9 protein-coding genes and 3 tRNA genes are annotated in these 12,975 nt (G+C 60.1%); 4 read left to right on the forward strand and 8 right to left on the reverse strand.

The features are described from left to right. The first annotated feature begins 32 nt into the window (after window positions 1–32). Together ACZRMH_RS17280 and ACZRMH_RS17285 are read left to right on the forward strand one after the other, a co-directional pair. Window positions 33–1,274 carry an NAD(P)/FAD-dependent oxidoreductase gene (locus tag ACZRMH_RS17280; RefSeq protein ID WP_464014462.1) on the forward strand — a complete coding sequence of 414 codons (1,242 nt, stop codon included), beginning with the start codon at window positions 33–35 and terminating at the stop codon, window positions 1,272–1,274. Window positions 1,275–1,290: 16 nt separating this feature from the next. Further along, window positions 1,291–2,076 (forward strand): amino acid ABC transporter ATP-binding protein, encoded by a 786-nt coding sequence (locus tag ACZRMH_RS17285; RefSeq protein ID WP_464014463.1) that lies wholly within the window; start codon window positions 1,291–1,293, stop codon window positions 2,074–2,076. Between the two features lie 919 nt (window positions 2,077–2,995). Here the strand turns inward: ACZRMH_RS17285 and ACZRMH_RS17290 are convergent. Continuing rightward, a complete protein-coding gene (locus tag ACZRMH_RS17290; protein WP_464014464.1) occupies window positions 2,996–5,032 on the reverse strand; it encodes a 2,4-dienoyl-CoA reductase FMN-binding domain-containing protein in 2,037 nt (678 codons plus the stop codon). A gap of 211 nt (window positions 5,033–5,243) precedes the next feature. Here ACZRMH_RS17290 and ACZRMH_RS17295 point away from each other — a divergent pair, with 211 nt between their 5' ends. Then, complete coding sequence (locus ACZRMH_RS17295) at window positions 5,244–6,374, forward strand: carbon-nitrogen hydrolase family protein (RefSeq protein ID WP_464014465.1); 1,131 nt, start codon at window positions 5,244–5,246, stop codon at window positions 6,372–6,374. A 4-nt stretch (window positions 6,375–6,378) separates the two neighbouring features. After that, a complete protein-coding gene (locus ACZRMH_RS17300) occupies window positions 6,379–7,419 on the forward strand; it encodes an AraC family transcriptional regulator (RefSeq protein ID WP_464014466.1) in 1,041 nt (346 codons plus the stop codon). A gap of 237 nt (window positions 7,420–7,656) precedes the next feature. On the opposite strand, the gene ACZRMH_RS17305 is transcribed toward ACZRMH_RS17300, so the two are convergent. The 7 genes from ACZRMH_RS17305 to purF form a co-directional block, all read right to left on the reverse strand. After that, entirely contained in the window at window positions 7,657–8,499 is an 843-nt protein-coding gene (locus ACZRMH_RS17305) for a DUF2242 domain-containing protein (RefSeq protein WP_464014467.1), read from the reverse strand. 397 nt (window positions 8,500–8,896) lie between these two features. Beyond that, a tRNA-Asp gene (locus ACZRMH_RS17310) sits at window positions 8,897–8,973 on the reverse strand. Window positions 8,974–9,074: 101 nt separating this feature from the next. Next, a tRNA-Asp gene (locus ACZRMH_RS17315) sits at window positions 9,075–9,151 on the reverse strand. 55 nt (window positions 9,152–9,206) lie between these two features. Further along, window positions 9,207–9,282 (reverse strand) — tRNA-Val (locus tag ACZRMH_RS17320). Between the two features lie 107 nt (window positions 9,283–9,389). Further along, entirely contained in the window at window positions 9,390–10,169 is a 780-nt protein-coding gene (locus ACZRMH_RS17325; protein WP_464014468.1) for an SDR family oxidoreductase, read from the reverse strand. Next, entirely contained in the window at window positions 10,166–11,377 is a 1,212-nt protein-coding gene (locus tag ACZRMH_RS17330) for an O-succinylhomoserine sulfhydrylase (protein ID WP_464014469.1), read from the reverse strand. The genes ACZRMH_RS17325 and ACZRMH_RS17330 overlap by 4 nt, the downstream gene beginning before the upstream one ends. Before the next feature lie 81 nt (window positions 11,378–11,458). Next, window positions 11,459–12,964 (reverse strand): amidophosphoribosyltransferase, encoded by a 1,506-nt coding sequence (gene purF, locus ACZRMH_RS17335; protein WP_464014470.1) that lies wholly within the window; start codon window positions 12,962–12,964, stop codon window positions 11,459–11,461. Window positions 12,965–12,975 lie beyond the last annotated feature (11 nt).

The following is a 12,975-nucleotide window of genomic DNA, read 5'->3' on the forward strand; positions in this document are numbered from 1 at the left end:
GCAAACACGGCCCCCGATTTAAGGATTTGTTTATGCACTGCGACACTATCGTTCTGGGAGCCGGCATCGTCGGCGTCAGTACCGCGTTGCAACTCCAGGCTCGCGGGCGCAACGTTGTGCTGCTCGACCGCGCCCAGCCGGGCAGCGGCACCAGCCATGGCAATGCCGGGCTGATCGAGCGTGCCAGCGTTATCCCCTACTCGTTCCCGCGGGAAATCGCGCGCCTGCTGCGCTATGGCCTCAACCAGCAATCAGATGTGCGCTACAGCCTCAAGCACCTGCCTAAAGCCGGGGCGTGGCTATTGAAGTACTGGCAGCAGTCCGGCCCGCAACAACTGGCCAAGGCCACCCGGGCCATGCTGCCGCTGATTGAAAAATGCGTCAGCGAACACGACCTGCTGGCCGAGCCTGCAGGGGTTACTGCGCTGATCGACGACAGCGGCTGGATCGAGGTCTATCGCACCCAGGCCGACTTCGACAAGGCCCAGCGCGATGCGGCAGGCCTGAGCGAATACAAGCTCAACTACCGGGTGCTCGGTGAGCAGCAAGTTCACGCCCTGGAACCGGGTTTGCACAGCGATGTGATCGGCGGCATCCACTGGCTCGACCCCAAGACCGTCAGCGATCCAGGGGGCCTGACCCGCGGCTATGCCGAGCTGTTTATCAAGCGCGGCGGCACCTTTGTCACCGGCGATGCCGCCAGCCTGCGGGCAACCGCCGGGCAATGGCAGGTGGAAAGCCAGAAGGGCCTGATTGTCGGCACTGAAGTGGTGGTTGCCCTGGGGCCGCAAGCACGGCAGATTTTCGAGCCGCTGGGTTATCGCATCCCGCTGGCCATCAAGCGCGGCTACCACATGCATTACGCGGCCAAGGACGGCCAGACCATGCAACACCCGATCCTCGATTCGGTGGGTGGTTATGTGTTGGCTCCCATGGTGGGCGGTATCCGTCTGACCACCGGGATCGAATTTGCCGACAGCGATGACCCGATCAACGAAATCCAGCTGCGCCGCTGCGAAGAGCGCGCCCAGCGTCTGTATCCGCTGGGCGAGCGGGTCGATGCCGAGCCCTGGCTGGGGCGTCGCCCGTGCCTGCCGGACATGTGCCCGGTGATCGGCCCTGGCAGCCGCCACAAGGGCCTGTGGTTCAACTTCGGGCATGCCCACCACGGCCTGACCCTGGGCCCGGTCAGCGGCCGCCTGCTGGCCGAAATGATGACCGGCGAAAAACCGTTCACCGACCCTGCGCCGTATAGCGCCGAGCGTTTTCACTGATAACTGGAGACACACCATGCACGCACAACCTGCTTACGTACACCCTGTGTCGCCAGTCACCGACACCCGCAAGGTGGTGGTGGATATCACTGGGCTGAACAAATACTACAGCGCCTTTCACGTGCTCAAGGGCATCGACCTGAAAGTGCGCGAAGGCGAACGTATCGTGCTGTGTGGCCCGTCCGGCTCCGGCAAATCGACGCTGATCCGCTGCATCAACCGCCTGGAAATTGCCGAGCAGGGTCGTATCCTGATCAACGACACCGACCTGTCACTGCCGACCCGTGAAGCGGCGAAAGTGCGCAGTGAAATCGGCATGGTGTTCCAGCATTTCAATCTATTCCCGCATATGAGCGTGATCGACAACTGCATCCTGGCGCCGATGTCGGTGCGTGGTATGTCGCGCAAAAAAGCCATTGAACTGGCGCAGCATTTTTTGACCAAGGTGGGCATTGCCAGCCAGGCGGACAAGTACCCGAGCCAGCTTTCGGGCGGACAGCAACAGCGCGTGGCGATCGCCCGGGCGCTGTGCATGGAGCCGAAGATCATGCTGTTTGACGAGCCGACTTCAGCGCTGGACCCGGAAATGGTCAGCGAAGTGCTGGACGTGATGGTCAATCTGGCCGGGAGTGGCATGACCATGATGTGCGTGACTCACGAAATGGGCTTTGCGCGTCAGGTGGCCGAGCGCGTGTTGTTCCTGGATGGCGGTATGGTGATCGAGGATTCGCCGCCGGAAGACTTCTTCAACGCCCCGAAAAGCCCGCGGGCCAAGGCGTTTTTAGCGCAGATCGTGCACTGACAACAGGGCTGGCTTGCCTGCGATGGCATCACTGCGGTGCTTCAGGCAAACCTCACCGCCTGCATCGCGAGCAGTCTCGCTCCCACAATGTTCCCTGCCAAGCTTGAATTTTGTAGGTGCCACAAAACTGTGGGAGCAGGCTTGCCTGCGATGGCATCACTGCGGTGCTTCAGGCAAACCTCACTGCCTGCATCGCGAGCAGGCTCGCTCCCACAATGTTCCCTGCCAAGCTTGAATTTTGTAGGTGCCACAAAACTGTGGGAGCAGGCTTGCCTGCGATGGCATCACTGCGGTGCTTCAGACAAACCTCACCGCCTGCATCGCGAGCAGGCTCGCTCCCACAATGTTCCCTGCCAAGTTTGAATTTTGTGGGCGCCACAAAACCTGTGGGAGCAGGCTTGCCTGCGATGGCATCACCGCGGTGTTCAGGTAAACCTCACCGCCTGCATCGCGAGCAGGCTCGCACCCACAATGTTCCCTGCCAAGCTTGAATTTTGTAGGTGCCACAAAACCTGTGGGAGCAGGCTTGCCTGCGATGGCATCAGCGCGGTGTTCAGGTAAACCTCACCGCCTGCATCGCGAGCAGGCTCGCTCCCACATAATGATCCCGGCAAGGTCTGAATTTTGTGGGTGCCACAAAACCTGTGGGAGCAGGCTTGCCTGCGATGGCATCACCGCGGTGTTCAGGTAAACCTCACCGCCTGCATCGCGAGCAGGCTCGCTCCCACAATATTCCCTGCCAAGTTTGAATTTTGTGGGTGCCACAAAACCTGTGGGAGCAGGCTTGCCTGCGATGGCATCACCGCGGTGCTTCAGACAAACCTCACCGCCTGCATCGCGAGCAGGCTCGCTCCCACAATGTTCCCTGCCAAGCTTGAATTTGTGGGTGCCACAAAACCTGTGGGAGCAGGCCGTGCGCTTAGAGTTGCGCCGCCAATCTCGACCCCTGATTGATCGCACGCTTGGCATCCAGCTCAGCTGCCACATCCGCACCACCGATCAAATGCACGCTCTGCCCGGCTTCAACCAGCCCATCATGCAATTCACGCAACGGGTCCTGCCCGGCACAAATCACAATATTGTCCACCGCCAACAGCTGCGGCTCACCCTCACCAATCCGAACATGCAAACCGGCATCATCAATGCTCAGGTATTCAACGCTGTTAAGCATCTGCACCTGCTTGTTTTTCAGCCCCGCGCGATGAATCCAGCCAGTGGTTTTACCCAGCCCGTCACCCACCTTGCTGGCCTTGCGCTGCAATAGGTACACCTCACGCGCAGGTGCATGCACCTCGGGCTTGATCCCGGCAACGCCGCCGCGAGCTTCAAGCTCGGTATCGATGCCCCACTCCTTCCAGAATGCTTCGCGATCCTGGCTGGTAGATACACCCTGGTGCACCAGAAACTCGGACACATCAAAACCAATCCCGCCCGCGCCAATCACCGCCACCTTGTTACCCACCGGCTTGCGCTGCAGGATCACGTCCAGATAGCTCAACACCTTGGGATTATCGATGCCCGCAATCGCCGGGGTACGCGGCGCAATCCCGGTAGCCAGAATAATTTCGTCAAACTGCCCTTCAACCAGTTGCTGCACATCCACACGGGTGTTCAAACATACCTCAACACCTGTGGTTTGCAGCTTGCGCTTGAAGTAACGCAGGGTTTCAAAAAACTCTTCCTTGCCCGGCACACGCTTGGCCACATTGAACTGGCCGCCGATCTCGCTGGCCGAGTCAAACAGCATCACCTCATGCCCGCGCTCCGCCGCTACAGTGGCAGCCGACAGCCCGGCAGGCCCGGCACCGACCACGGCAATTTTTTTCACGGCAATGGTCGGCAGGTAGTTAAGTTCGGTCTCATGACAGGCACGAGGGTTGACCAGGCAACTGGTCAGTTTGCCGCCAAAGGTATGGTCCAGGCAGGCCTGGTTGCAGCCGATGCAGGTGTTGATCTCATCACTGCGCCCCGCCGCTGCCTTGTTGACGAACTCCGGATCGGCCAGAAACGGACGAGCCATCGACACCATATCGGCATCACCATCAGCCAGGATCTGCTCGGCAATTTCCGGGGTGTTGATCCGGTTGGTGGTGATCAGCGGCACACTCACCGAACCTCGCAACTTGGCCGTGACCTTGCTGAACGCGCCGCGCGGCACCTTGGTGGCGATGGTCGGAATACGCGCTTCGTGCCAGCCGATCCCGGTGTTGATAAGGGTTGCACCGGCCGATTCGACCGCCTTGGCCAGTTGCACGACCTCTTCCCAGACGCTGCCGCCTGCCACCAGGTCGAGCATCGACAGACGATAGATAATAATGAAGTTCGGGCCTACGGCTTCGCGCACGCGGCGCACGATTTCCACCGGCAGGCGCATGCGGTTTGCGTAGCTGCCACCCCAGCGGTCGGTGCGCTGGTTGGTGTGCGCAGCCAGGAACTGGTTAATCAGATAGCCTTCCGACCCCATGATCTCGACGCCGTCATAACCGGCACTTTGCGCCAGTCTGGCGCAGGTCACGAAATCACTGATCTGTTTTTCGATGCCCTCTTCGTCCAGTTCCTTGGGCTTGAACGGGTTGATCGGTGCCTGGATCGCACTCGGCGCCACCTGGCGAGGGCTGTAGGCATAACGCCCGGCGTGGAGGATCTGCAGGCAGATCTTGCCGCCGGCATCGTGCACCGCCTGAGTGACGACCACATGCTTTTCGGCCTCTTCAACCGTGCTCAGCTTGGCTGCGCCGCTGTACACACCACCCTCGTCGTTGGGCGCAATGCCGCCGGTGACGATCAGGCCAACCCCGCCCCTGGCGCGCTCGGCAAAGTAGGCGGCCATACGCTCGAAACCACCGGGCTTTTCTTCCAGGCCGGTGTGCATCGAGCCCATCAGGCTGCGGTTGCGCAACGTGGTAAAGCCCAGGTCCAGCGGGGCGAGTAAGTGCGGGTAGTGAGTGGCAGTCATCGGTAAGCTCCACAACGGGCTAAATCACGGAACGCGGGACGCTCTGTGGCTCCCGTCGTTTAATAAGAGGCACAGTAAAGACTCAACCGAGCCCACTCAATGACCCAAAGTTACAAATTATTAACCCGAATGCGCAGCAGCCCTTGGCAAGCCAGCAGGCGCGGCCTACCCTAGAGGCTGAATTCCGCTGAAAGCTGTCTGTTCTATTTCTATGCGCAAACTTATTGGCTGCACCTTACTGATTGCCCTTCTCGCCGCTGCCAGTGGCTATGCCTGGTGGACCACGCAACGGGATGTTGGCCACTATCTGTCTGACCTGCGCATCGAGCTGGCCATTAACGATGGCGTCAACAACGACCGTGGCAACCTGCTGGGCATCGAGCCCGACCTGTCCCCCCGCGACTTTCAAAGCCTGGCGCTGATTCACCGCAAGCTGGCGGCATACCTCAACACTGCCCGCGATGCCGGCCTGGTCAACGATAAAACCGTCGTGGTGCTGCCCGAACATATCGGCACCTGGCTGATGTTTCGCGGTGAAAAAAACGAGCTGTACCAAGCGGCCAACCTTAATGACGCGATGCACTGGCTGGCCATCAGCAACCCCCTGGCGTTTACCCGCGCCTGGCTGCGCGCCGACGGTGAAAGCCGGACCAACGATGCCCGCTTGCGCATGAAAGCCAGTAACATGGCAGCCGATTACCAGACCCTGTTCGGCGGCCTGGCCAAGGAATTCGGCGTGACCCTGGTGGCCGGCAGCATTGCCCTGCCCGAACCGCGTATCGACAACGGCAAACTGCTGCCCGGCAGCGGCCCGCTGTACAACAGCAGCGTGGTGTTTGACCGCACGGGCGCAGCGCTGGGCACTCCCCAACGCCAGTTGCTGCCTACCTACGAAGAACAAAGCTATATCCAGCCCAGCCCCGACCATGAGTTGACTGTGGTGGACACCCCGGCCGGGCGCCTGGGCATTCTGATCGGCAGCGATAGCTGGTACCCCGAGAATTACCGCACCCTCAACGAAAAAGGCGCGCAACTGATTGCCGTACCGGCGTTTATTGTCGGCAAGACGACCTGGGACAAGCCTTGGGGCGGCTACAAAAGCGTATCGACCCCCAGCGAAATCAGCCTCAAGCCCGGCGAAGTCACAGAAGGCGACGCCTGGCACCGCCTGACCCTGACCAGCAGCCTGCCCAGCAGCACCGCCCAGGCGGGTGTCACCGTATTCCTGCGCGGCAAGTTCTGGGACAAGCACAGCACCGGCCAGGGCTTTGTCAGCCGTAACGGCCAGACCAGCCCGGATCAGCCCGTTACTGGCGCCCGCCTGCTGAATATCTGGTTGTAGTGGCATGAAACCGCTGCCGATGCGTCTGGGCGATCTTTCGGTCGGATTTGTCCAGGCCCTGACCGACGCCGTGCGCAGCTGTGAGCAAGACCCTGCGCCCCTGCTCGATCAGTTCGGCCTGGACGCGGCCCGCCTGGCCCAGCCGCTGGCACGTCTGTCGATCCCGCGCTATATGCGCCTGGGCCACGCCGCTATTATGCTGACCGGCGACCCGGCGCTGGGCCTGCGCATGGGTCAGCTCAGCCGTTTGAGCCAGGTGGGGCTGGCCGGTGTCACCGCAGCCCAGGCGCCCACGGTGCGCGAAGCGGCACGCACCCTGATTCGCTTTGAACCACTGTACGGCTCCAACTACCGCGGGCAATCGAGTTTGCATGAAGATGCCCGGGGTGCCTGGCTGCGGTTTTATTCGATCAGCCCGTATAACGCCTACAACCGTTTTGTGGTGGACTCGATCATTGCCGGCTGGTTGCAGCACCTGTCAGCGGTCGCGGCTCAACCCCTGAGCTGTGAACAGATCGATATCGAATTCAGCGAACCGGATTACGCTCTGCGCTACAGCAAACTGGGTTGTGCGGCGCTGCATTTTCGTGCCGAGACCAACCAGTTGCGCCTCAATCACGCCACCCTCGACCTGCGCAACCCGCAGCACTGCCCCAGCACCTGGGCCTATTTGCTGCAATTGTGCGAGCGGGAACTGGAGCAACTGACCCGCACCCGTAGCTTGCGTGAACGCATTACGCAATTGCTCGGGCCTTTGCTCAATGGTGGTCGTGAACCTGACCTGGAAGAAGTGGCGGCACGCCTGAAGCTGCCGACCTGGACCTTGCGCCGCAAGCTCACCGAGGAAGGCACGCAGTTTCGCGCCATTCTCAACGACACACGGCGCGACCTCGCCATGACCTATATCCGTGACACGGAACTGGCCTTCGGCGAAATCGCATATTTATTGGGGTTTGCCTCAGCCGAGGCGTTTCAGCGAGCGTTCAAGCGCTGGAATGCGCAGACGCCGGGCGAGTACCGGCGGCGTCAGCGCCAATCTGCCTGAAGCGATGCCGGGCTCAAAGCTCGGTCGCGTCGTCGGCAGGGTCCAGCGGGTCCAGCTCATAGGCCTGATACTCAAGCAGTTCTTCCTGATAATCGTCCATAGCAGCATCCTTTTTCAGTCTGTTTGTTTAGTCTTGCCTGAGCATAAAGTGCCCACATGAAGGAAAAATGACACCTTCACGGACACTGTCAAGACTCATTGATAAACGTAGCAGAGCTTTTGCGAATTACTGCACATTTATTGAACGGGGGAAGGCTCTACGGCGGCAGGCACAGGGGTGATAGCAGGCTCGGTTGCCGGAGTGACTACAGGCACCACCGGCGTAACCACTGCTGGCACCGTTACAGGGGCCACAGGGACCTCAACCGGGACAACGGGCTCAGTAGCTGGCGCTGGCACGACCGGCTCGCTGACAGGCGCCACGACAGGCGTTGGCACTATAACCGGCTCAGGGGCAGGCACAACCACCTCGGCCTTCACCGGCGCAGGCTCAGGCACGCCCAGGTCAGGCTTGGGTTGCTCCGGCACATGCACGGCCTTCTCTGCTTCCCTGGGCTTGGGCAGGAACACTTCGACCAGGCCAAAGAAGCGGTCATAGAACTGCGGCGAAGACACCGTCTCGCTGGCGACCTTGACCATGGAGTCATCGGTGGAGCCAATGGGCATCGACACCGAACCCAGCACACCCACCCCCAGACTGGCCGAGTTGTTGACTTTTTTCAGTGCATAACGGTCCTGCAGCGCATTGGCAAACATGGTGGCGTGATGCGCAGAGCCGCCATCGTCGGCGCAGACAATGTTAAAGCTGATTTCCAGATGGCTTTCACCGGTTTGCTGGAAGCTCTTGTGGCCGCTGATCATCTTCGGGTCGTTGCTGGTGATGATATAGCCCTGGCTGAGCAAAGCGCGGCGTGCGGCTTCGCACGAAGCCTTGTCGGTCACCGGGTAGTTGCGCGAGAACGTACCGGAGTCATCGAAGTTTTCATGCTCATAGATGGCTGTTTTCTTCGACGAGCAACCTGCGAGGCCAGCCAGCACAAAGGCGACTACAAAGGCACGCACGGGGAATGACATAAGCATTGAGGATCCTGAAGAGAACGGTACGGGGCGTATTGTGCATCAAGTCGTGATCTTGTGGGAGCGGGCTTGCTCGCCTGTCTGGCAAACCGCGTTGCTGCCATCGCAGGCAAGCCACACAAGAATTGTGTCGCACGCAAATTTGATGCTTGCGGGGATTATTGTGGGAGCGGGCTTGCCCGCGATTCAGGCGGCGCGGTCTGTCTGGCAAACCGCGTTGCTGCCATCGCAGGCAAGCCTGCTCCCACAGGTTTTGTGTCGCCCATAAAGCCTGACTGTTTGCAGAGCTATTGAGGGAGCGAGTTTGCAGCACCGCAGGGCAAATCCCGGGCACAAAAAAAGCGACCCGAAGGTCGCTTTCTTTGCAGCTTCAGGGAGTTCAAGGGCCCTGAAGCAAATATGGCGCAGCGGACGGGACTCGAACCCGCGACCCCCGGCGTGACAGGCCGGTATTCTAATCGACTGAACTACCGCTGCGTATCGCTCGGACTTGCATCCGTTTGAAACTTTAAAACCTGTGACTGATCAGCTTCGGTGCTGTTCAATCGCAAACCAGGCGCACCTGATTTGTACAAATATGGCGCAGCGGACGGGACTCGAACCCGCGACCCCCGGCGTGACAGGCCGGTATTCTAACCGACTGAACTACCGCTGCGCGTCGGTGGCAGCTCCTTTCGGAACGACCTTTCTCTTGCGAGAATCTCAAGAAGTGGTGGGTGATGACGGGATCGAACCGCCGACCCTCTGCTTGTAAGGCAGATGCTCTCCCAGCTGAGCTAATCACCCTTTGCTTCGTTGAGGCCGCGAAATTTACGCATCTAACGAAGCTAAGTCAAGGACAAGATTGGTTTTTTTCAAAATAAGCAAAAATTGTGACCAACCTGCAGCGAAGCTTACTCGCCGTAGATCATCTTCTTGCTCATACCGCCGTCAACCACAAACTCCTGCCCTGTGACAAAACCGGAATTACGTGACAACAACCATGCAACCATCGCTGCAACGTCTTCCACGCCCCCTACCCGGCCGGCCGGATGCTGGGCATGATCGGCATCTGTCAGCGGCTCTGCACGCCTCACAGAGGGGTCACGGGCATCAATCCAGCCCGGACTGACCGCATTGACCCGAATCTGCGGGCCAAGGCTGATGGCCAAGGCATGGGTCAACGCCAGCAAACCACCCTTGCTCGCCACGTAAGCCTCGGTATCAGGCTCCGACTGGCGGGCACGGGTGGAAGCCAGATTGACGATCGAACCGCAATGCGCACGCAGGTACGGCGCACAATGCTTGGCCAGCAACATGGGCCCGGTAAGGTTGACCGCCATGACCCGATTCCAGTGCTCCAGATCGAGGCTTTCCAGGGTCATGTTGTGCGGGTCGGCAATCGCGGCATTGCACACCAGCCCGTCGAGGCGCCCGAACTGGCCAAGGACTTGCGCCACACACTGGATGACATCGGCCTCAACCGACACATCCATGGTCACAAACCAGGCATTGTCACCCAGCACTTTGGCCACTTTCGCGCCCCGGGCCCGGTCAATGTCGGTCAACACCACTTGCCAGCCTTCACTGACCAGCCAGGCCGCAATACCCAGGCCAATGCCCCGCGCAGCGCCGGTTACCAGCGCTACGCGGCCATTGCCGCTGATCGGTGTTTCGAGTATCCAGTCGGTCACAGCGCCGCCAGGCCTCGTGCAAGGTCGGCTTGCAGGTCAGCCACATCTTCCAGGCCCACGGCAATGCGGATCAGGCTGTCACGAATACCCGCCGCTTCACGCTCTTGCGGCGCCAGGCGGCCGTGGGAAGTGGTCGCCGGATGGGTAATGGTGGTTTTGCTGTCACCCAGGTTGGCGGTAATCGAGATCAGTCGGGTTGCATCGATAAAGCGCCAGGCGCCCTCTTTGCCGCCCTTTACCTCAAAGCTGACCACCGCACCAAAGCCGCGCTGCTGACGCTGCGCCAGTTCGTACTGCGGATGGCTCTTGAGACCGGCATAGTGGACTTTCTCAACCCCGTCCTGCTGCTCCAGCCACTCGGCCAGGGCCTGGGCGCTGGCACAGTGAGCGCGCATGCGCAGGTTGAGGGTTTCCAGGCCCTTGAGGAAGATCCAGGCATTGAACGGGCTCAGGGTCGGCCCGGCGGTGCGCAGGAAGCCGACGATTTCTTTCATCAGCTCGCCACGACCGGCTACCACGCCGCCCATGCAACGGCCCTGGCCGTCGATGAACTTGGTGGCCGAATGCACCACGATATCCGCACCCAGCTTCAATGGCTGCTGCAGGGCTGGCGTACAGAAACAGTTGTCGACCACCAGCAGCGCGCCCTTGGCATGGGCGATTTCGGCCAGTGCGGCAATGTCTACCAGCTCGGCCAGCGGATTGGATGGCGACTCGACAAACAGCAGTTTGGTGTTGGGCTTGATCGCCGCGTCCCAGCCGGAAAGTTCGGCCAATGGCACGTAATCGACCTGCACACCAAAGCGCTTGAAGTACTTTTCAAACAGGCTGATGGTCGAACCGAATACGCTGCGCGACACCAGAATATGATCGCCAGCGCTGCACAGGCTCATCACCACCGACAGAATGGCTGCCATGCCGGTGGCAGTTGCCACGGCCTGCTCTGCCCCTTCCAGGGCGGCAATGCGCTCTTCGAAAGCACGAACGGTAGGGTTGGTGTAACGCGAGTAAACGTTGCCTGCCACCTCACCCGAGAACCGCGCTGCCGCGTCAGCCGCCGTGCGAAACACGTAGCTGGAGGTCAGGAACATCGCATCGCCGTGCTCGCCTTCTGGCGTACGGTGCTGGCCAGCACGCACCGCCAGGGTGTCGAACGCTACGCCGTCGAGGTCGCTGTCCAGCCGACCTGCATCCCAATCCTGACTCATGCTGCCCACTCCTTGCTTTGTATTGGTTTCTTGTTACTGAAGAAATGCAAACCGGCCCATCAGGGCCGGTTTGGTGAGATCTTAGTTGTTGTAGATGCCGATGGTGGCACCCACACCCTGGGCAACCACCTTGGACGCATCGTTGCGCGCACGCTCGATACGCTCCAGATAGTTGTCGTCGATATCACCGGTGACGTACTTGCCATCAAACACCGCACAATCGAACGCGTCAATCTTGATCTTGCCGCCACCCACTGCGTCGATCAGATCAGGCAGGTCCTGATAGATCAGCCAGTCGGCGCCGATCAGCTCGGCCACTTCCTGGGTGCTGCGGTTGTGTGCGATCAGCTCATGAGCGCTCGGCATGTCGATGCCATACACATTCGGATAGCGAACGGCCGGAGCCGCCGAGCAGAAGTAGACATTCTTGGCACCGGCTTCGCGGGCCATCTGAATGATCTGCTTGCAGGTGGTGCCGCGCACGATCGAGTCGTCCACCAGCATCACGTTCTTGCCACGGAATTCCAGTTCAATGGCATTGAGCTTCTGGCGCACGGATTTTTTACGTGCAGCCTGGCCCGGCATGATGAAGGTACGGCCGATGTAACGGTTTTTCACGAAGCCTTCGCGGAACTTGACGCCCAGGTGGTTGGCCAGTTCCAGCGCAGCACAGCGGCTGGTGTCCGGAATCGGGATAACCACGTCGATGTCGTGCTCAGGACGCTCGCGCAGGATTTTCTCGGCGAGTTTCTCGCCCATGCGCAGACGGGCCTTGTACACCGAAACACCGTCGATGATCGAATCCGGGCGCGCCAGGTACACGTGCTCGAAGATACACGGGGTCAGTTGCGGGTTTACCGCGCACTGACGGGTGTGCAGCTTGCCGTCTTCAGTGATGTACACCGCTTCGCCCGGGGCGAGGTCGCGAATCAGGGTAAAGCCCAGCACATCGAGGGAAACGCTCTCGGAAGCGATCATGTACTCGACGCCTTCGTCGGTATGACGCTGGCCGAAGACAATCGGGCGAATGCCGTTCGGGTCGCGGAAACCGACGATGCCGTAACCGGTGATCATCGCCACCACGGCGTAACCGCCACGGCAACGGTTGTGCACGTCGGCAACGGCAGCAAACACGTCTTCTTCAGTCGGCTGCAATTTGCCGCGCTGAGCCAGTTCGTGGGCGAAAACGTTGAGCAGCACTTCCGAATCGGAGTTGGTGTTGACGTGACGCAAGTCAGATTCGTAAATCTCCTTGGCCAGTTGCTCAACGTTGGTCAGGTTGCCGTTATGCGCCAGGGTGATGCCATACGGCGAGTTGACATAAAACGGCTGGGCTTCAGCTGAAGTCGAGCTGCCAGCGGTTGGATAGCGCACGTGACCAATGCCCACGTTGCCGACCAGACGCTGCATGTGACGCTGATGAAACACGTCACGAACCAGACCGTTGTCCTTGCGCAGAAATAACCGGCCATTATGGCTGGTCACAATACCGGCAGCATCCTGGCCGCGGTGCTGGAGGACGGTTAGCGCGTCATACAGCGCCTGATTGACGTTCGACTTACCGACGATACCGACGATGCCACACATGCGACGCAACC

The sequence above is a fragment of the Pseudomonas sp. B414 genome, assembly GCF_055408445.1.